The sequence below is a fragment of the Verrucomicrobium sp. BvORR034 genome (assembly GCF_000739635.1).
Taxonomy (GTDB): Bacteria; Verrucomicrobiota; Verrucomicrobiia; order Verrucomicrobiales; family Verrucomicrobiaceae; genus Verrucomicrobium.
The window spans coordinates 17,676-38,799 of sequence record NZ_BATQ01000001.1 but is presented as its reverse complement, the minus strand read 5'-3'; the positions used below and the strand labels follow the sequence as shown (position 1 = coordinate 38,799).

The 21,124-nt window shown below is 60.9% G+C and carries 10 protein-coding genes; 3 read left to right on the top strand and 7 right to left on the bottom strand.

All coding sequences use genetic code 11. The features are described 5' to 3' along the window. Positions 1-34 precede the first annotated feature (34 nt). On the top strand, positions 35-2,386 hold the full coding sequence (locus tag BV034_RS00120; protein ID WP_050022873.1) for a hypothetical protein: 2,352 nt from the start codon (positions 35-37) through the stop codon (positions 2,384-2,386). Positions 2,387-2,527: 141 nt separating this feature from the next. Here BV034_RS00120 and BV034_RS00115 read toward each other — a convergent pair whose 3' ends face one another. From BV034_RS00115 to BV034_RS00095, 5 genes are all read right to left on the bottom strand, one after another. Beyond that, positions 2,528-4,306, bottom strand: coding sequence for a hypothetical protein (locus BV034_RS00115; protein WP_050022871.1), 1,779 nt, complete (start codon positions 4,304-4,306; stop codon positions 2,528-2,530). Continuing rightward, positions 4,306-6,129: a hypothetical protein gene (locus BV034_RS35505; RefSeq protein WP_265592470.1), complete on the bottom strand. Its 1,824-nt coding sequence runs from the start codon at positions 6,127-6,129 to the stop codon at positions 4,306-4,308. The genes BV034_RS00115 and BV034_RS35505 overlap by 1 nt, the downstream gene beginning before the upstream one ends. Before the next feature lie 550 nt (positions 6,130-6,679). Then, the gene (locus BV034_RS00105) at positions 6,680-10,264 is read right to left on the bottom strand and encodes a tetratricopeptide repeat protein (protein ID WP_050022867.1); all 3,585 of its coding nucleotides are present in this window, start codon (positions 10,262-10,264) and stop codon (positions 6,680-6,682) included. Then, complete coding sequence (locus BV034_RS00100) at positions 10,237-11,670, bottom strand: DUF3142 domain-containing protein (protein ID WP_050022865.1); 1,434 nt, start codon at positions 11,668-11,670, stop codon at positions 10,237-10,239. Before BV034_RS00100 ends, BV034_RS00105 begins: the two co-directional genes overlap by 28 nt. A gap of 141 nt (positions 11,671-11,811) precedes the next feature. Then, on the bottom strand, positions 11,812-14,523 hold the full coding sequence (locus BV034_RS00095; RefSeq protein WP_050022863.1) for an alpha/beta fold hydrolase: 2,712 nt from the start codon (positions 14,521-14,523) through the stop codon (positions 11,812-11,814). 244 nt (positions 14,524-14,767) lie between these two features. Here BV034_RS00095 and BV034_RS00090 point away from each other — a divergent pair, with 244 nt between their 5' ends. After that, positions 14,768-17,137 (top strand): DUF1592 domain-containing protein, encoded by a 2,370-nt coding sequence (locus tag BV034_RS00090; protein ID WP_265592469.1) that lies wholly within the window; start codon positions 14,768-14,770, stop codon positions 17,135-17,137. Between the two features lie 17 nt (positions 17,138-17,154). After that, entirely contained in the window at positions 17,155-18,462 is a 1,308-nt protein-coding gene (locus BV034_RS00085; RefSeq protein ID WP_050022862.1) for a DUF1501 domain-containing protein, read from the top strand. Between the two features lie 23 nt (positions 18,463-18,485). Here the strand turns inward: BV034_RS00085 and BV034_RS00080 are convergent, their stop codons facing one another. Further along, a complete protein-coding gene (locus BV034_RS00080; RefSeq protein WP_050022860.1) occupies positions 18,486-19,277 on the bottom strand; it encodes a hypothetical protein in 792 nt (263 codons plus the stop codon). Between the two features lie 314 nt (positions 19,278-19,591). Further along, positions 19,592-21,115: a sulfatase gene (locus tag BV034_RS00075; protein WP_265592468.1), complete on the bottom strand. Its 1,524-nt coding sequence runs from the start codon at positions 21,113-21,115 to the stop codon at positions 19,592-19,594. Between the last annotated feature and the right edge of the window lie 9 nt (positions 21,116-21,124).

Sequence of the window (21,124 nt, the reverse complement as noted above, 5' to 3'; positions counted from 1 at the left end):
AGGGCGGGCGGCTCTGACATGCACGGGTAAAGCCATGTTTTTTCCTCCCTGCCCCCCTCGCCTCTGGTCGAATCGCCGCCAGCCCCAGCACCCGGACTTTCCATCTGGGAAGGCCCCCGGCCGCCGCTCCCTCGCCGTCGGTGCCTGCGCGCTCACCCTTGGCATCCTGGCCGTCGAAGGTATCTTCATGCCCCGGCCCCTCTCGGCCCAGGTCCAGACTGCAGTTCCTGCACCCGGCTCCATGAAGTCACAAAAGACCCGGGACATGGCCGCCCGGCTCCTGCCTTTTCCAAAGGAGGCCCGCCAGGAGTTGCTTCAGAGCTTTCCTCGCAATGGCGGATCTTCTTCCCAGCTGGCCGACACCTTTGAAGGATCCTGGTACGTGCATGAGGGCGACCTCATGATCGATGGGGACTTTCACAGCGACCTCAACCTGGTGGTGAAGGGCAACCTGATCGTGCGGGGCACGCTGAGCGACATGGGGGACTCCACTTCCCTGGTCGTGACGGGAGATGTCCTTGCCCACCACATTCTCAGCAAGCAGTTGCTGGTCGTGCTGGGTTCCATGCATTGCAGTGGCGTCATCTGTGCTGACTACAACGACTTCGCGTTCGAAGTCTGGGGACCCGCTTTCAAGAGTCGCGCCCTGGTCATCACGGACCGCTCAGTTTCGCTTCCTCAACATCTGGCAGAGTATCTGTACAATGCCGATGAGGCCGATGGCAAAGGGGCGGCGGAGAAGGTGTTTCTGGAATCCCTCGTTCGGTGGCAGGATGAAGACGCGAATGTCTATCGGCGTGAAAAGAAGGATGGGAAGTTGCGCTGGCTGGACGAAGATGGAGAGCCCCTGGATGCCGCCACAGCGAAGAAGCTCAAAGTCGTGCGCTCCATTCCGGCATCGATCGAGGAAATAGCCACAGTCTGCTGGGCGGGGAATTCACCTTTTGTGACTGCTCCAGCCGGAAAGCCGGACTGGCGGCTTGATGCAAACGCTAATGTCAAAGTTGTGGCAGACCATGCTTCCAGCACGGAAGTCCAGGATCGGATCGTTGCAGCAGGCCATCCCCGACTTACTGCGGAAGGAATGGTGCGTCTCGCGGCTGATCCAGAGCCGGCGGTGCGACGGGCGCTAGTGCATCAGGCAGCGTTGCCTGAGAAGGAGGCCGCGGCCCTCTCCACAGACAAAGATGCCGGCGTGCGACGCCAGCTCGCGGCGTCGATTCATGGTGCCCCTTTCCTGGATGCCTTGGTGGTGGACCCTTCTCCTGAAATCCGCCGGGCCTGCGGCTCCCATCCCGCCCTGACAGACACCCAGCGGCGCAAGCTGTTGCAGGATGAGGAGAAGCCGGTGCGGCTCCGTGCGCTGCGGTACCTGCCCGTCACCGCTGCGTGGGTAAAGGAACTGCGGGAGGCCAAGGATGAGGATCTCGTCGCCTGGGCGGTGCAGCATGAGGGCGACGAGGCCGTTTCATCCGACCCTACCATGACGCCGGGCGACTGGAAGAAGGACCTCACCGATGAACGCCTGGCCGTGCGCGAGGCAGCGTTGAAAAAAGGTGCGCCTGCCGGGCTCTTTGCGTTCCTCAATGAGAATCGCGAGCGCTTCCTGACAGACAAGTCGGACCAGATCCGCCGGACGCTGGCCGCTGCGGTCCGGGACGAGAAGTCCCTGGAAACGCTGGCGAAGGATACGGACAAGTACGTGCGGCGTTTCGCCTTAGACAATCTGGCGGTCCCGCCCGCTCTCCTCATCCAGGAAGCCCGCCGGGTCGCAGCCGCGCCGGCAGACTGGTGGAACACCAGTTCAGAAAATTACCTCGACCACGCCGGTGATGTGCATGATCTGCTCGAGCATCCGCGTCTTCCGGAAGAAGCCGTGCGCATCATTGCCAAAGTCTATCCACGCGTGTGGCGTCTGGAACCCCGCCGGAACATGCCCTTGGATGTCATCCTTGAGCGCGCCGTGATCGACAGCGCCAGCGTGGAGTTCGCACCAGGCTTTGAGAAATGGAAACAAGCCGCTGTCACACCCGGCGGTGACAGCGGCCCCGTGCTGGCCGCTTTTCTGGAAACCGAAAGTGATTACCTGAAATCCTGCGCCCGCATGCACAGCCTGACTCCGGTCAAGGCGTTGTTGAAACACGCCAAGGGGTTGGAGGGAGACGAGTACTCGCTGGAGGAAGTGGCCAGGAGCCCCCAACTTGGCTCGGATTCGCCCGAGGCCGAACAGCTTCGTCAATATCTGCTGAAGCTCCCTGAAGGAACTGCGGACAGTGAACTGGCGGGCAACCCAGACGTGTCTGTCGAGGTCTTGAAGGAACTTGCCAAGCGAGGTGTCGATGATGCACCCCTGACACTCTGGCAGGTGCATGGCTCGGTGCCGTGAGTTCACGATGCTGGAAGCCGTTTGTAGTTCAAACTTTAGTTTGCCTGAGTCGAGCTAAGACATAGTGCACTGAGCAAACAAAAGTTTGAACTACAAACAGTGCCTCCAAAGCAGGCGTTCAGCGGGGCAAAACTCCGCGATTCATTCATCAGTCACTGGTCTTCTCACCGCTTCCAGCTTCAACACCGCTATCTGTAGTTGGTCCCTTGCCGGTGCACCAGTGTCTGCCACGGGTATCCATTCTCCGATCACACATGGAGTACCCTGTATCAAGATGAGTGAGGTCATCAATCGGTTGTTATGACTCTCTTTTGCATGGAGCGGAAGTTTTCGAGCATAGTTAAAAAGCAGGTTGCAGTCCATGGTGGTGCCAGTTCGGGCGGCGACACTGTCGCTCATCCATGCCAAATCGTGTTCGACCCCTTCCACAAAGAGTTCATTGCGTTCCCCAGGCCTGCTTTCCAGGCTTGCCACCTCCACTACCTTCGCCTGCTCAGGAAGGCGGGCTATGACTTCAAGAAACTCCTTCCACTTCAACTGAGGCAGAAGATTTGTGTCCAACTCTTCCACCCACTTTCCTATCATCTGCCGGTCACCACGAACCAAGTACACCGTCTTGCGAATTACCGGATCATTCTGGAACTCAGGTGCCGCAGCAAGCCTGGCAATGGCATCGAGATTAGCCGGAGTGTTGACCAGTTCCAAGGTACGGGAGTGTGTATGAAAAACGCACGATGAACCTTCTGGCAATGGGATATTGGCGTTTAGAATCTGTTCCGGCGGGTGTTTCTCCAGAAACTTTGGCGGGACCTTGATGACACGCGTCTCCATTCCCGGAGGTGGTGTCCGTTTGGGGGGCTCTGCCTCACTGGCACTTTGCATTTCAGTCTTGATCAACTCGGCCTTTGCTTTGGGAAGCACCTGGGTCAGCTTGGTCTTCAACGCGTCGTTTCCTGGCGGCAAAACTCTATTCATGTGGGCTTTGACAACAAGGAGGTGGAGTTGCCTCTGACCGGACGTTTGTACAGTTTCCGGAGGCGTCCAGGCCGCTACAATGTGCGGCTCTGCCGGTGCCAGAATCGACGAGATATTTAGCTTCACGCTGGACGCGTGAGCTTCCGCGAGGTCGATGCGTGTCTTGTCTTCAGGATTGGACACTTCGGTTCTTGCGGCGTGTGAGAAGGATAGAGACAGTGCTATTCCTCCGTCACCAACGGTATTGGAAAGCTTCGCTTCCACGGTGGTCCCGATGGCAACGGCATCAGAATCACTTGTTTCATTTTCCTTTCTGTGTGACCTGTCGGTATGGTTTTCGAGTTTGGTTGATTGTTCCGGTTTGGCGTACAATTGCCACTCATCGAGCAACTGGACTTTCCCTCCTTTAAGAAGGGTCTCCAATTGTGCGACCGCTTCACTATGGCTCGCCTGAGAGCTGACCTGGTTCACGAGTGGAAAAAGCAAACTCGCATCTCCGGCATAGAGCGTTCCGCGCAGATCGAATGTCTCAGGGAAACGGGTAAGAAGCCTTCGGCTGTGGAGCCGGAGCTTGCTCAGGGCGCTTTGTCGCGTGTGCACAGCCAGCGTGGCTTGCCACGCATCCGGAATCAGCACTGTGCCAACAGGTACGGGACAACCGATTTCCTGAAGAAATGGGCTGAGCCTTCTGGTAGACCCAACTGCGTAGCGTTGCCAGGCTTCCTCCGAGTCATCCGCACGCGGGAGCATGTTGTCCGGCGAGGGTGGGGAGGTGAAAGGATCTGCTGCGAGGTCGCGATGGTATCCAGCCGAAAAATCCGCCCGTAGAACTTCGGTCACCCATGGGTCGTCTTCTTCAGCAGATTCAGCTGCGTGAACCAACCTGGAGCCGACGGCCAGGGCAAAGAGGCCCAGTTTCAGCATGAAGAATTGGAATTGTTTCATCAGAAGTCCGATCCGGAGTCAAAGTAAATCTGGTTCAAGGTAAGAAACACGGCTCTCAGTTTGTCGCGAGCTGGTGCGTTGCTCCCCGCCGGTGGGCGCCATGTGGCGATCCATCGGGTGGTGCCAGCCGTCATCACGGTAGACACATTCAACTTGACTCCTGTTGCAGAAGTTGATCGCGAAATTGCTTCCTCGTCACGTTGCTCCAACTCCAGGATAATGTTGGTGGTTGTTCCGTCTGGCCCCAGAACGGAATCCAGATTCACTTGGATGCCAGAGTGCAGAAGCTTCTTCTCGTTGACAGGCTGATCGGAGGTATTCCCCTCTCCGTTGCTGGTAATTTTTGACTCAGGGAGCGGAGCAGCTGCAATTGGCTCATTGAACCAGCCCGAACTGAAACCCGCGCGTCTGCCGGCCATGGTGTCCACAAAGATAGACTCGATCCATCGAAAGTCTGGCAGCTTGGATAGCTTTTGCAAAAGAACCGTGTGATCCCCACCTTCGGCCGCTTCGCTGGACAACTCACGCAATGGCTGGCTGTCTGCTTCAACCAGGTGAATCGTGAACCGGGATGTGGGAGAGACACGTGGATGAGACCATACGAAAGCCTCAACCTGATCAAGGTTGGCTGCCTGATTCTTTACCAGCAGCACTCCCGCGCCCGGGTGGAATGCTGCGAATGATCCTGCTGGGAACAAGATGCCCTGCATTTCAAGGATATGTTGTGCGGCCTTGATTGGGGGACGTTTTCGTGTTGTCTTTGGCCGTAGGCTGTCGGTCGTCGAAGACGTAGCAAAGGGGTCCATCGGCGGCGAAACTGGATCCTGATCGAGTGCCAGGTAACTTCGAGGTACGCGATAAGTGCCCAGCTTCATTCCCAGTGCGGCTTCAGGCGCAGTCGCTTTTGAAACCGGCAAGGGGGGGGGTGAGTGATCAATGAGCACCTGTCGTATCGCCTCGTTCACTTTGGGAACCCCCGGATGCCTGCCGCAGAGAAGAAAAGCGCACTGACTTTTTTTTGAAGCAGCAGCTTGTTCGTTCCAGGCTCCAATCAATTGCACCTGTCCGGGAATCATGGAAGTGTAGGAATCCCAAGTGACCAAAGGATGCTCTTTACGCATAGCACCCAAGAGTGGAGGACTCCAAGTGAGGCGATAGTCGCAGGTCAGTAGCCTTCCTTCAGAGTTGATCACTGGCTCCATCTCAAAAGACAGCCCTCTAAATGGCGTTTTGTCCTCAGGGAACAGTTTTTCACACCCCGAATCAGCCGAAGCGCGAAAGCCGGATCGCACGGGTAGCCGGATTTGATCTAGGAGCGTTGCCTTCTTGTTTGCAGTCAAAGCCTCAACCTTGTTCCAAGCTTGGACATGATCGTTTGCGACCGCAGTTTCCAGTAGCAGATCGCGCATCACAGGCTGATCGAGTTCGTAAACAAAGACCCTCAGTACAGGTTGCCAGGGACGCCCTCGCAGAAGCTCCCGCGCTAGAATCTCAACCACTTGCATCGACTCTTGTGTTGTCCGAACTGCGAGTGTCTCTGTAGCAGGATCATAAAGCATCGTGGTGCCTGCCGGAAATACCGGAAGGTAGTCTTGCATGATCCGTGTGAGCATCTCTGAGGATGTCTTGATCACCCTTTCCCACTCCATGCCGGAAGTCTGACCGACCGGCAGAGGTGGAAGGACAAGTGGTGGCACTTCACCTTCCGGCGTGACAGGAGGGGCGACATCCTCCCACCGCATGGGGAAGGATTTGGTGACCCACCCGGCAGGTTCTTCACCGTGAGCTATGGTGAGAAGCCCCGCAGCAATGAGGCAGAGCATGGCGACGGGGAGTCTGGGGGAGGACGTCCTTTTCATCGAGATCGTTGGGGGAGCAGGATCTCGATTTTGCGCAGAGGAATGTGGATTGCGCAAGACGGAAGAGTGACCAGCCGTCGCCCAGCTTCAAATGCTCCAACGCTGACAGCCACGCGAAGCGTCTTCGGAGTGCGTGTGGCCCGACACCGCCGTGGCACCCCTTGTGATGAGCTAGAACCCGGACGCTGGAGCAGGGAGGACAAAGGAGGCGGGGGTTCCAGCCCCGCGGGTGAGCGGAGGGATGGATCTGCTCAAGGCCCGCGACGGCTAGCCGCTCAACACGTGTGCCCCCTCAGTCGCCGTTCGATTGAGCGGGGCCGGAGACCCCGCCTCCTTTGCCTGCTGGCGATGGCATTGAGATGGAGAGAACGTCTCATCGGCAGGCGAAAGCGGCGTCGAGCCGCCAGCACTTCAAGACACTGGCGTGAGGAGGAAGGGCCAGGTTGAAAGAAGCTCAGCCGCTCATGATCTCCCAAAACTCCGATATCGCCCGTACCTCCCCTCATCCGCCCCCTCACTTCTTCAAGCTCGACACCCAATTCTCATACACCCTCAGCCGCTGGCCACAGCTGGCACTGTGGGTGAAGGCAGTGAACCGGTCCCAGGCAAGGGGATCCGCCGCGATGGCGATGGCCAGGGCGCGACGTTGTTCAGGATCGTGCAGCAGCTCAAAGCATTGCGCGAGCGCCAGGGCAGCATCCAGATGCAGTTCCTTGTGGTTCTCATCGGCCAGGGCAGCACAGAGCAGACGCAAGGCGAGAGGATAGTCCCCGGCATCCACCGCCACACCGGCCCGGAGCAGATGCACATCGGCCAGATAGCGGCCCTTGGGATAGGCCTTGCGATATTCATCCAGAGCCGCATTGGGCCGGGCCGCTTCGAACGGCTTTTCACGCTCTACCACGAGGTGGACATACCTTCCCATGAACGGTGCATCCGGCCAGTTGCGATTTCGCACATGAGTCCAGGTCCGGTACTGGCGGGTCACGGCACGAGCCAGTTGGAACAGGGCTGCCTCACGTTTCAGTGATTGGGGATAGGCGGCCAGATAGCTCTGCCAGCGTGTCTCCTGAAGGCTCCAGCGGTCCGGCTTGTTCCGATCCTCCTCCATGCCCACCGTAGCCGTCTGGTAGGCGCGAAGGTCTTCCATTCCATCCGACGCTGTTGTCCGCACGGGAATGCCAGCAATGACAGGGGGCTCCTCAACCGGAGGACCACTGGTGTGGAGGAAATAACGTTTCACAGCGTCCAGGTCTGGTGAAGCCTGGTTCAACATGAGGTCCGTCCCATCCAAAGCATTGATGGCTTCCGTCCATTCCAGGACATCGGCCAGCGGGATCAGGGCCTCCCGGATGGCCTTGGATTCCGTTCTGGCCGCCTCCAGACCGCGGCTTTCTAAGTAGTTTCCGAGCTTCTGGATGCGCTCCCGCAGGACACCGAACTGGCGTCTGCGTTCGGATTCTCTTTGCCAGGTTTGCTGGTCCCAACGTTCACGGCCCTTCACCGACGGATCGGGCACCAGGATATCGCGGATCGTATAGTCTTCCCCGGCCGGATAGCCGTTTCCTGGCATCCAGTCATGAAGCTCAGGAGTGGCGGCAAAGTCCCACCACGCGGCGAGTCGCGTGGCCTCGGGTGACTGTGGGCATTCTTTGAGCAGGCGATCATACAGCTGCCGGGAAACGCTCCCCCAATCCGCTTCGAATGCCCGTCCCTGGGCATACGGTGTCACTTCGGCCATCCGCCGCAGGCTTTCGAGAGCCTTGAACAGAGCCCGGGCGGCCAGTGGCGTGCCTGGAGCTGCATCTGCAGCCTGAAGGCAGTGATCGTAGGAGTGGCGCAGTTCATCGCGCGACTCCAGCTCTCGATTGACGGTGTCGGATCGGTATCCCAAGGCCAGGGCATTTGCGCGAAGGCGGAGCTCCATCTGGCGATGATCGCTGGCCATGTAGCTGCCCGGGCCTGCGTGGACGGCGGACAGGATCAGCTGGCCCCGGCAGGCTTCCCAAGTCGTGGCGAGGCTCCAGTGCCAGAGGGCTTTTTGACCAGGCTCCATGCTGTCACGCAGGGGTTCATGCAATAACAGAAACGCCCGCCCAAGGCCGGCGTGCAAACTCCTGGTGGCATAGAAATACATCGGCGAGGGCTGGCGCCATTCCCAGTCTGCGTAGATTTGTTCCAGCCGGTCCAGTTCATCTGCCTGGAGGGCACCCGCTCCTTCGGGAGGATGGTCCAGCACCCGGCGCAGGGAGGTCCAGTCCTCAGCCGCCAGCAGGCGGGCCACCGTGAGCTGATGAAGGCGCAAGGCGGAGGGGTTAGTCAGCTGTGGCGATTGCAGCGCTGCTTCCAGTTGCGGCACAGGGCAGAACTGCTCCAGCACGTCCAAGTACTGGCGGAGTTCCTCGTAGGAGTGCAGGAAGACAGGGGGTTTTTCACCGTCTGGAAGGGGCTCCCGTTCCGCCGACTCGATGGCCGCGACGGCTACGTTCAGGACCACGATGGCTTCGCCATCACGTCCCAGCCGGTGCAGACTTTGGGCCTGCCGGAGTGCCAGCCCTTTGGAGAGCGGACTTCCGGGAAAGCGGGCCCGCAGGGCTTGCAACGCCTCAGCAGCCCTGGCGTCGTCTCCCAGGCGTTGCAAGGCGACAGCGCGGCAGTACTGGAGGTCGTCGCTGTCCGCCAGAGCTTCGGGCTGGCGTTCGCAGAGGCGGAGGGCTTGGGCATGTTCGCCTCCTTCCGTCGCGGCCCAGGCCATCAAGGCCACAAATTTAGGATGCCACTTCGCTGTCTTGAATGCCTTCTCGTGGTCGATGGCCGCACCCGCCAGCTGTTGCAGCATGTCCGTATGACGGGACCGGTTCAGCATGGTCTTGATCCTGTCCAGCTTCTCCTGGTTCAGATAGCTTTCGTCCCAATAACGGGCCTCATAGCCAAGATTGGCCGGACCATCCAGAAGATACCCCATGACCCGGAGCGTTGCTGGTGGGCTGGCGGCAAGCAGAACCAGCACGGTCTGGATGCCCTCTGGATCATCCTCGACCTTGTCCGACAACAACAGCTCCTTGAGACAGCGTTCGATCTCACGCCCGGCGGATTCACGCACTTCTGAATGGTCTGCGTGATCCAGTTGCGTGACATAGTCACCGAGGGCGAGCCAGTGTTGCCCGGCCAGGGTGTGTATGGCTCCCCGCCAACCGGCCAACTCGACAGAGTAGCGCCCTTTGGGATGCTCCTTGGCGTAGTCATCCAGAGCGTGTTCGGCCTCCTCCAGGGCGTTGGACAGCCTCTCGGGCAGGTCATGAGGCCCCGCTTCCGCCTCGGGTTGTTTCCGCGAAATACGCCGGGCTTCCTCGATCTTCAGGCGGGCTATCATGAACAGCGCAGTCTCCCGCCGGGGATGCCCTGCGTGCTGCTGCACCACCTTTTCGAACCATCCCGCCGCTTCTTCCAGCGCTCCACGGCGGAAGGCTGCTCCACCTCTCGCCACCATCCAGTGAGGGGCCAGCGCGGGCGATGCCTGGGCAATGGCGCGTTCCCCTTCTTCAATTCCCGCTTTGATGGCGGCTTGTTCCATCGCCAGCTTGCGCTCCTCTTCCACCTTCTGCTGGGGAGACAACCACCAACCCTCCTCTACTTTGCGATGCTCTGCCGCCATGCTGGGCGGAAGGCCACGCTTTTCACTCTCGTACTGCTTTACCCGCCACTCCACGTAGGCTTTGGCCTCGTCGTTGAAGTTTCCTTCCCAGGCAAAACGCAGGTCGCGCAGATCCCACAGCAGATTGGCCATGCGGGCTTGATAATATCCGGGCGTGCGATTCACCGTCATGGCATGGTCGATGGCCTGAATGGCCTCCTCCCTGCTTTGAGACAGCAGGCGCCGCACCAGCAATGGCACGGGCTCCTGATCTGGGGAAGCGCCAGCCTTCTGTGACTCAGCAAACAGATCCAGCATCGTCTTCACCGGATGCCGCTCGGGAAACGCCGCCAGCGCTGGGGCAGCGGCATAGTACATCGGGCCACAGGAGTTCACCTTGCCTGGAACAGCCAGACAGGTGCCCGCGGCAAGCAAGGCTAGTGGGAGGGAGCGGCGGTTTGCCATAGAGGTGAGAGCTGGGGAATGCGCCAGCGCAACACGGCCGGCGGATGGAGATACTGGAAATAACCAGAACTGAGGCTGCCGCCGCTGCGCAGATGGGGAAGTTGTACCACGACGTGCCCGGTCTTTTGTTCCTGCTGCGTGTCGCGACCTGCGAAGTCACCGGCGGTGAACTCAGCGAGTGCGGCAGGAGGCAGGTCGAGTTCAAGGCTCCAGCCAGACCGGGCGGAGTCTGCATCCAAGTCATGTGAAGCTGGCCCAAATCGCGGAGGCAGATCCATGCTTCCTTGATGCACCAGCGTAAGCCGGGATCCTTCCTGCAGCAGTCGGAAGTCTTGTGGCGCGGGCCGCAATTCCTTCAGTGCTTTGTCATTCAAAGCTCCAAGGACGGTGCTCAAACTCCATCCGCTGGGGGAATCCGCCTGCGGCAGTTTGAACAGGACCACGCCACGCGCCCCTGCGGCGCGGGCAGACTCACTGGCAGCTTGCAGCACCTTCAGGTCCGGCCACCGTACCAGGAGTCCGCCACCCTGGGCCACTGGATTGCGCCCCACCTTGCTCGCGGATCTGGCGCGCAGTTCCGTCATGCCTTGGGTGGTGGAGGACCGCACCTCCCACGCGGGATCATAGACCAGCGTCTCCCAGCGCCAGGTGTCCACGTGTCCCAGGGTTTTGTCCTCCGCATCCAGCACCGTCACACGGGTAAAGTTGGGGAGCCCGGCCCTCCAGTTCGTTGTGCAGCGTGCCCAGAGCGGGATCTGCTCGCGCACCGTGGTGTCGGAGAGCAATGGTGCCCGGCGCTCCGCGACAGCGTCCTCCTCCAGGTCGTAGAACATGGGCACCAGTTCATCTGCGCTGGCGCACAGTTCCTCGAACCCTGCCACCCTGGGCCAGCCTGCCAGGGCGGTGACGCTCAGACGCACCGGGGCGATGCGCTTGCGGATCTTGCTCAATGCCTCCGCATAGCGGGACAGCAAGCGGTCAGGGCAGTCGTAGTCCAACTGCAGCGTTTTGCAGTCCAGACGTCCGCAGAGCCTTGAAAGCAGCTCGGCCAGTGCTTCATCCGCCGCCGGTTCCGCGATGGTGGCAGGTGCATGATGGAGACGCACCACCGGGATGATGGACACCTCCTTCACCCGTGCAGGCAGGTACAACTTCTCCGCGCCAGTCCACTGGGTGCCTTTGCGCGTCAGCGTGCCCAGGTTCCACTGCAACTCTTTGACCCCGTGCCTTTGGATCGTCGCGGCTTCCTCCGCCGTCAGCGATGTGGTGCGATTCCAAACCCACCAGGCGGGCGGGGGCGATGCCTCCACAGCATCAGGCTGCCCTGCGGCGATGCATAGCCAGGCACCAGCGAGGGCAAACCAGGAGACAATCGTCCCGAATAAAATGGACCGGACACTCCACATCGTGTGAGCAAGACCAAACAGTCAGTGGAGAGCATTGAACATCCACCGGCGTGAATGTTGAATGAGTTTGGAAAAATATTTGGCAGGTCGGAGCAGGGACCGCGCAAATGCCATCCCCCGCTCGCTTTCGAACCTACGCCGTCATTCAAAACTCCTGCCCGGATTGCCTTTCTCCAACTGTTTCCGCGCCTCGGCCTGCCACTCCTCGGAGGTCAGTTTCTTCTTGTCTGGCTTGTTTTCTTCTTCTTCGTCCTCATCGTCTTCAGCCAGGTGCTGCAGTTCCAGGGCGCAGTGTTTGACGTAGAGGTGCCCGGGCGTGGGCGCGGCGGCGTCTTCAGCAAAGAAGGACCACGTCATGGTGCCCACCATGCCGTAGCTGGTTTTGACCTCCTTGGCAGCCTCGCCTTCGTCGCTGTCGAAGCGATAGGTGAACTTAAACAGCCACAGCGGAATCTTCTTCTGCCGGGGGGGCCAGTAGAGCTCCGTTTTGTCATAGACCTCCAGGCTCAGCGGCGGGGACCCGAGCTCGTTGGGATGTTGCAGCCATTCAGACATCGTGGCCTTCGCGGCGAACTCCGGTTCCTTTGCAGCGGCTGGGATGTCAGCGGCGTGTTTGAGTTCCTCCAGGTAGCGTTTGGCGGTGCTGGAGCGGTTGACGTCCAGGCAGGCCTTCTGGAGCACTTCCAGGCCCGTGGTACCCTCATTCTTCAGGTCTGCCCACGCGGCCTCCAGCCGCACCTCTTCATCGGGATGAGCCAGGGCCACCGGCAGCAGTTTCGCTCGATTCGCCGGCGAGAGATAGGCCAGTCCCACCGCAGTACTGTGGGCGTAGCTGGTGGTTTCCTTATCGCGGCTCTCCAGCCACTCTTGAAGCCGGGTGACGCCTGCTTCCGTGTCATAGGGGTGGACGCCCTTCCACTTATCCTTCAGGCGGGCTTGGTTCGCGGAGTCAAGCAGCGCCACCCCCGCGAAACCTGGTGGCAGGCTGCCTTTCAGATCCTTTATCAGCAGCGTCATCTGCTCCGGGTCCGCGGAGAAGGTGTTAAACAATGAAGTCCATGTGTAGTCCTCCTGTCCCACCCCGTTGCGGGCGGCCACGACAACGAGGGGCCGTGCTTTCCCTGTCTCGCCATACTCCAGGATGTATTGCAGCACCTGGAGGAACTGGGCCGCCTCACTGGGGTCTTCGCCTGAGGCCGCAGCGAACGTGGTCGAATCTCCCAGCCGTTTCTTGGCCCAGGAATGAACTCCAGGCAGCACTTCCTCGATCAGGGCATCATAGATGTCGGAGTCTGTTACGCTGTCGCAGATCTCGGTGAGGGCAGCCATCTGGGTGGTGATGGCGGGACTCGCGGGTGCGCCCCGCAGCTTGTCCACGGTCTGCGTCAGCAGTTTGACATCGTTGGTCGTGCGCGGCTCGGTATCATCTGCCTTCAGATCCTTCAGCGCCTTGGTAAGGTCTCCGCCATCTTTGAGCCAGGCCCTTAGCACGGTGCCCAGCGTGTGACTGAACGCTTCATCGTACGCTGTGCGCAGTTCGGCATCAGTGAAGGTCACATTGCAGGTATCACCGGTGTCGGCCAGGATCTTCTTCGCCACCAGGCCAGTGACGGGATGCACGATGTCAAAGTGGGTGCCGGGCAAGGTGTAGGCCTGGAAGGGCACGTTGATGTTGGCCGCCCGCCTGCCCATCTTCTGGGCGCTCTCGGCAAAGGTGGGGTTGTCTTCACCTTCAAAGTAGAACGTGGGACGCGTGATGAACCGGGTGTACCGGATGGGGCTGCGCAGCAGGCTCTCGCGCTCCTTCAACGAATCATACGGTGTGTTGCCAAACCCCTCGCCAGCGTAGAGCACTTCGCGCCCATCCGGCATGCCGCCAAAGGAGAACGCCGCACGGAACTGGTCCGAGGCCGTACTGGCCAGGAGCGTGAGCGTGCCACCCGTGCTGTGCCCGCCGATGTACACGCGGTTGGGGTCCACATAGGGCAGCGTCTTCACATGTTTCACGGCGGCCAGGAGGTCATTCACCTCGCCGAAGAACAGTTCGAACCTTCCCGGGTTGTCGTTCTCACCCCGCCAGGACGGTGTCATGAGCACAATACTCGCCTCGCGGAAGGCGCGGGCCGACTGGTCATCATACTTGGAGGCATCGTCCCAGAAAAAGCTGCCGATGCCGCCGAACCCGCCGTGGGCCCAGACAATAGCCGGATGCTTCTTCCCATCCTTGGGGTCGGGGGTGATGTAGGCCACCAGGGAGCCTGCGTCGGACCGGTAGTGGACTTTTTCAAACACTCCTTGAGGTGGATCCTCGGCGGGTCCCGATGCCTTGTACGAGGACTTCTTCCAAACCGTGCGATGTCCGGCCCGGTCCTCAAAGAGAGACTTCTCTGCGCTGCTGGCTGCAGTGACTTGCTTGTTCACCTTCTGCAGCACGAGGAAACCGATCGTGAAGAGCAGGCCAAATCCGCAGAGGATCACAGCCCCCAGCACCCACGGCCAGAGGGGGCGTTGCCGCTTCAACGCAGGCTTGCCTGCCCCCGCCGGGAAAGTCCGGTCAAGAGCTGGCGATGCCACTGGCTGACGCAGGGGGATGTCTGCGGGAGCAGGCAGGGGCGCTGCGGCCTGCGGTACGGGCTGCCGCGGGGGCAGGGGCGGAGGCGCTGGAGCGGGGGGCGTCCCTGGCAGGGGTGCCATTTCCGGCGGAAGCACGTTTTTCAGCGGCATCCAGCCGGGCAGGCCCTCGCGCCAGGCCATGTCCATCAGCGCGAATTCACCGGTCGCGAGTTTCTGACGCAGAGTGGCTTCGGAAAAAGGACCAAGCTGCTGTCCGTGCTTGTGGACTAGATAGTTCATCGTGGGGGGCGGGTTTTGGCGGAGGGCGAGGGATGCCAGACATCTTCATTCACCATCGCAGAAAGGGACTTACTCAAGGGCAAGAGTTAACACTTCCCACAAAGCAAAAATCCTGGAAAGCTCAAGCCTCAATCGCGAGGTAAACACGCTTCCAGGCCCTGACGATGGAGTCGGGATGCAATACCTGTGAACTTGCAACGTATGTCCAGCTTTGCCGTATTTTGTCCGGACTTGTCCTTGATCCATGGACTCCCCGCTGCCGCTCTCACTCAACCGGTCCAGGTCGATCCTGCTGGTCTGGTCGGGTATGCTTTCATTGGCCGGCCTGCCGGTGTACCCTCTCAGTGCCGCCGCGGAGGCCACGCCCTGCGCTGCCGGAGTGATCCCCGCAAAAGGGGTCGATCCCTTTAAGACGGTCTGGCTTCAAGTGGGAGCCCAGTCCTGCTTGAAGTGTCACAAGCAGGGGGGCGATGCGGAGGACAGCGAGTTCATTCTGCACGATCCGGCCAAGGACTCCAGCCCCCATCAGCAGGAGTCCTGGCAGCACAATCAAACCACCTTTCAGAAGATGGCAGGTGTCCGGGAAAAGGATGGCTCCCGTCTCCTGATGAAGGCCAGTGGAGGGTTGGACCATGGCGGAGAAGATGTGCTGAAGCCGGGCTCGCCGCGCTTCCAGGTGCTGGAGCATTTCGTCCAGCGGGTGCAAGCTGGCACCTGGCAGGCTGCCTTGTCGGTGCCCGCCAAGTTGTCCGGTCCGGAGACTGATTTCTTTGCGGGCGTGACCATGGTGGACGACCGCCGCCTCTTGCGAAGACTGACCCTCTCCCTCGCAGGACGGCTGCCCACTGCCGACGAAGACAGGCAGATCGGTCAGGGTGGGCTCAAAGCCCTGCCTGCTGTGCTTGAGACAGTGATGAAGGAGGAGGCCTTCTACGACAGACTGGCCGAGGCATTCAATGATATCTTCCTCACGCGGGGCTATGGCGATGGGGCGGAAAGTGCCCTGTCGTACGATCACTTCAGCACCACCCGGCACTGGACGCAGAAGCACGATCTCACGAGCATCGCCGATGAGAAAGCCCGCCAGAAGGCGCGGTACAAGCTGGCCGATGACTACCGCGAAGCGTTACTCCGCGAACCCATGGAGCTGGTGAAGCACATGGTGCGGGAGAACCGGCCTTTCACCGAGCTCGCGACGGCAGACTACATCATGATCTCGCCGTACACGGCGCGGGGTTATGGTCTGTTTGAGGAGGTGAAGGACCGGTTTAAAAACGTGGAGGACCCCTTTGAGTATGTGCCGGTCCGGTTGCCATCATTGAAGAATCGCACAGGTCGTGACCACCAGGAATCGCCCACCGGCTTCTACCCGCATGCCGGGATGATGAGCCTCTTTCAGTACCTGCGGCGCTACCCCACCACGGAGACCAACCGGAACCGCCTGCGGGCCCGCATGTACTACCAGCATTTCCTGGGCGTGGACGTGATGGAACTGGCGGCTCGGGTGAAAGACGCTGCTGCGGTGTCGGCCAAGTTTGAGGTGCCCGTCATGCAGGCCTCGGAGTGCGTGGTGTGCCATCGCACACTGGATCCCGTAGCGGGTGTGTTTCAGGACTACTACAGCCTGGAGGGGGTGTTTGGTCCGCGGAAGGATGGCTGGTTCAAAGATGTCTTCGCACCCGGCTTTGAAGGCGAGGATCTGCCTGGCGACCAGCGGTGGCGGGCCTTGCAGTGGCTGGGTGAGCATACGGTGCGCGATCCGCGCTTCGCCACCACCATGGTGGAACATGGGTTCTATGTATTGACAGGGCGCAAGACCCTTCTGCCGCCCAAGGATCCTGCTGAGCCACACTATGAGGCCAGACTGCACGCCCACCAGGCCCAGCGCCGGGAGGTGGCCCGCATCGCCGCGGAGTTTGTGAAGTCCGGCCACAATTTCAAATCCATCCTCCAAGGCTGGGCCGTCTCGCCCTTCTACCGGGCGGACGGGCTCGCCACCCAGGATCTGGCGGTGAACGCTGATCGCCAGGCGGAGTTGGCCGACGTGGGCTTGGTCCGCCTGCTCATGCCAGAGCAGCTGGAGCGCAAAGTCACGGCCATCTTTGGCCGCGACTGGGGTCGGCTGCGAGACCCGCAGTTTGCGCTCCTGTACGGTGGCATTGACTCCAAGGAGGTGACGGAGCGTGCCACGGACCCCAGCGGTGCCATGGGGGCCATCCAGAGGGCCATGGCCAATGATGTGGCCTGCCGGAATGTGCCGGTGGATTTCGCCAGGGCACCTGTCGCACGAGTGTTGTTTCCTGGGATCGAGCCGGATGTCGAACCCGGTGTCTCGCCCGAGTCCGATGCCCGCATCCGGGAGGCGATTGTGCACCTGCACCGCCTCATTCTCGGGCGGGACGATGCCCCGGACTCCCCGGAGGTTGGGCGGATCTACGATCTTTTTGCCGGCGTCATCAGCGATGCCCGGGAGCGCCAGGGACTGGAGCCGCTGGATATCTACGCCTGCCGGGTGGAGGGCGTGGGCCGCATCAGGGACCCCCGCTACATCATGCGCGCCTGGCGCGCCGTCGTCACCTGCCTGCTCCGGGAGCGGGACTTCCTCTACGAATAGCCACCCAGCACCATGACATGAGACGTGATTTCCTAAAACTGTGCGGCCTGGCCGGTCTGGGCGTGGCGGCACCCGTGGCGATTCCCGGGTTGGGATTCGCCGCAGAGGAAGCCCGCAGTGCCTCCGCCAACCCGGACGCCTTTGAAGGGCCGTACTACGTGGTCTTCAATGCCTCCGGCGGCTGGGACACGACCTATCTCATGGATCCCAAAGGCACCGACGGCATCAACCGTCTCTATGGGAACGGCGACATCCAGACCCGCGGCCAGTTGAAGTTTGCGCCCAACGCGGCCCACATGGAAGCCGGGGCTGGAATGAGCAATGAGGACTTCTTTGCCGAGTTCGGCAGCGAACTCCTGGTGGTGAACGGCCTGGACTATTCGGTGAACAACCACTCCCCTTGTGCTCGCTACATGGCCACCGGGCATCTCGACAGTCTGGCCTACCCCACCTTCGCCGCGCTGGTCGCCGCCTGTCGGGGGCCGCAGTGTCCCCTCGCCTACCTCACGTTTGGCAACTACTCCAACACCGGCAACCTCGTGCCCATGTCGCGCATCCCCTACCTGCCCTCCCTCCAGCGGGTGGCCAATGCGGACAGCGTGGAGGGCCAGCAGCGGTCGCCCTATCACGATGACTTTGTGCTGGACCGCATCGAGCGCACCCTGAAGGCGCAGACCGATGCCCGGCTCTCCCGTCAGGTGCTGCCGCGGGTGGAGCGTGCCGAGAGCATGCTCTACGCTGCCCAGCTCAATTCCAAGGCCCTTCAGCGGGTGACGCCATACATCCCGGCGGAGATCCCCAAGGCCCGTCTCGCCCAGCAGGTGGAGATCGCCCTCGCCTCCTTCAAGGCGGGCGTGTGCGTTTCCGCGAACTTGACCATCGGCCAGTTCGACAGCCACGCGAACAACGACAAGGACCAGATGAAACTCATCCCGGAGTTCCTGGCCGGCATTGCCCACCTCATGCGCCGGGCGGAGGATCTCAAGATCCGCGACCGGCTGGTGGTGGTGATCCAGAGTGAGATGGGCCGCACGCCCCAGTACAACAAGGGCAACGGCAAGGACCACTGGTCCATCGGCTCCGTCATGTTCATGGGGCGCGGCATCCAGGGGAATCGCGTCATCGGTGCCACGGATGATCAACAGTTCTGCGTGCCCGTGAATCCTGCCACCCTGTCCACGGATGCCGGGAATGGCATCCGCCTGCGCCCGGAGCACATTCATGGAGCCTTGCGCGAACTGGCCGGCATCGCCGACCATCGGTTGAGCGCTCAGTTTCCTTATACCGTGCCCGCCGCAGAGCGGCTCCAGGGCCTCTGGGGATGATGTTCCTCCGGGCCCCGGTCAGATCAGAGGCGCACTGGCGACACGAAGGGATGGAGGTCACTCCGCGGCACCAGAAACTTCCCTGGTGCCGCCGGGCTGTGCAGACCCACGAGGTATTTGCGCTCCTCGTCCGCAAAGAGCGGCTCCTCCTTCATGGTGAAGACTGCCTTCCCCTGGTGGAGTTTGCCATCCCTATCCGTGCCCTGGTAGTTGTAAACGAGTCCCACCTGCTTGCCGTTCACGACGTTGGGCGTCACGTTTGTGATCTCCAGGTTCACGACCTCAGAGCGCTCGCCGCAGCGCTTGGCCAGACTGAGTTGGCCGAACAGGGCGAACCCGCTCCATGCAGAAAACCCTCCGATTAAAGCCCCCATCACTCCCATAAAGCTGATCGCCAGCCACCGGCCTGTCAGGGCATCGATGGCCCAGGAGTGGGCGACCTTGGTGGGATCGCTTTCCAGATAGCGGGACTCCTGCCGGCCCTCCTGATCCACACTTGTCAGGAACGTGTCAAACTTCACCTTGGCGCTACGGGCCTGCATCTCCTTGTCCCCATACCGCACCACCAGATCGTACTCGTGGAAGATGAAGTTCTTCGTCCGTTCGTTGCCTTGAACCTCCGAGAAACTGGCCGGCACCCCGGTGTCCCAGATCTTCTTGTCTTCCAGGACCTGAGTGATGGATTCCTTCTCTACGAAGACGAAGAGAGCCAGGAATCCAATCCCCAGCAGAAGCAGCGCGATACCGCCGAGAGTTTTCTTGGTGGCGAAGGAACTCCGGACGCGGAGCGGGCGATCAGGAAAGGGAGAGATCATGGCCGGAAGAATTCGCGGGATCGTAACCGGAGTCCGAGTGACGGGGCAACAGAACTTTTTGTTTCGGACGATGCGTTCGGCGAAGGGGACAAGGTAGAAGAACCGTCCCGGTTCTTTGGGTGGCTGACCTACTCAGGGGGGCGCGGCAAGCGGAGCGCTCGCCCTACAGAATGAGGCCTTGGGAGGAGAATGGATCTTGGACCAAGTGGAGACGTTCTTGCCTCCTGGCGAACAACGATCTGGGTTGTAGGGCGACCGCCTCGGTTGCCTCAGTCAGGGGGGCGCGGCAAGCGGGTACCTATCTGCGCCTCCGCTCACTCCTCCTTCGCTTTCTCCTTTTCCTTCCTCTTCCCACCACCCCCGCCGCCAGCCCCACGACCGCTTGGCTTGCTGGCGTCATAGGCAGGATTGGTCGTCGGCAACAGCGACCCGGTCTCTTTGACGAGCCGCTCCATCGCCGCTTTCAACTTAATCACCACTTCGGGCTGCGCTGCCGCCGCGTTGGTTTTCTCTTCCGGATCCATCTTCAAGTTGTACAACTCATACCGATCTTCCTCGAACCAGTGGATCAGCTTCCAGTCCCCCTGGCGCACGGCGGTGGCGGGCGCGCCGCCCTGGTTGCCATAGTGCGGATAGTGCCAGTACAGCGTGCGGGGCGTCGCATCGGCCGCCTGGGGCTCCTGTTTCAGCACCGGCTTGAGATCCACGCCGTCTCCTGGATATCCCTTGGGCAGAGCCGCACCTCCCGCCGCCAGCAGGGTGGGGTAGAAGTCTGCGCCGCTCACCGGTTCATGAATCACACTACCGGGCTGGACCACTCCCGGCCAGCGCACCAGCAGGGCCTCGCGGATGCCGCCCTCATACATCCAGCCCTTCCCGCCGCGCCAGGGCAGGTTGGAGGTGGGGGACCCCTCGCTCGTGGAAAGCCCACCATTGTCCGAGGTGAAGACGACGATGGTGTTCTCCTTCAACCCCAGATCGTCCAGCTTGGCCAGCACCTTGCCCACCGCCTGGTCCATGGCTTCCACCATGGCCGCATAGACGGCGTGTTCCTGCACCTGCCTCACCTGGCGGGTGTCCTCCTGGCCCCACTCCGCTTTCAGTCCCAGCTTTTCCTTCTTGGCCTTGTACTTTGTCTCCAGGTCCGGCCGGGCCATCAGAGGCGTGTGCACAGAGTAGAATGAGAAGTAAGCGAAGAACGGCTTGTCCTTGTGGGCTTCAATGAAGCTGGCCGTCTCTGTTGCCAGGCGGTCAGGGAGATGTTCTCCGGGCGGCCCGTCGGACAGCCGGGGGTTGCCGTAGGGAGAGAAGTACTTGTTGCCCCCATAGGGGCCGCCGCGGTCAATCCCGCCTTTGTTGATGTCAAACCCCTGGTCCTCTGGAAACCAGCCCTCGGGACCCAAGTGCCACTTGCCAGCAAAGAAGGTGGCGTAGCCTGCTGTCTTCAACGCCTCCGCCATCGTGACCTCCTCCAGCGCCAGCCTGTCGCCATAGGGGGCGGGCAGCAGCTTCGTGTTGCGCTTCCATTGCTCGGGCTTCATGGGCGCACCGATGTAGTCGGTGATCCCTGTGCGCTGGGGATACTTGCCCGTGAGAATGCTGGCCCGGCTCGGCGAGCACACCGGGCACGTGGAATAGGCATCTGTAAAAAGCGCCCCCTCCTTCGCCAGCTGGTCCAGATGAGGCGTCTCGTAAAAGCTGCTGCCGTAGCAGGCGAGGTCTCGCTGGCCCAGATCATCCACCAGGAAGAAGACAATATTCGGCTGCCTGGGTGGGGCGGCCCCCGCCAGACTGGTAAGGAGGAGCAGGACGGCAGGGAGGAGGAAGGGACGGAGCATGACAGGAGT